This window comes from Falsiroseomonas sp. RANM36, assembly GCF_056682175.1.
On sequence record NZ_JBWXTD010000003.1, the window covers coordinates 884,796 to 885,082 of the forward strand.

Annotated in this window: 1 pseudogene; it reads right to left on the reverse strand. The window is 85.0% G+C overall.

Annotated elements, in window-relative coordinates:
- Positions 1-287 (reverse strand): annotated as a pseudogene (locus tag AC1MIR_RS09025) (methyl-accepting chemotaxis protein); the annotation flags it as partial.

Consider the following 287-nt stretch of genomic DNA (forward strand, 5'->3'; position numbering starts at 1 on the left):
GATGTCGCTGATCAGCCGCACCACGTCGCCGATCCGCCCCGCCGCCCCCGACCGGCGCGCCACCGTGCCGCCCGCGGCGCGCGCCGCCGCCGCCGCCTCCTGCGCGGTGCGCGCGCCTTCCGCCACCTGGCGCGTGATCTCGGCGACCGAGGCCGCCAGTTCCTCGGCCGCGGCGGCCACGGCCTGCACATTCTCCGTCGCGCCGGTCAGCCGCGCCGCGCCCTCGCGCCCCCCCCCGGCCCCGCCCGCCCCCCCCCCGCCCCCCCCCCCCCCCCCCGCCCCGCCGC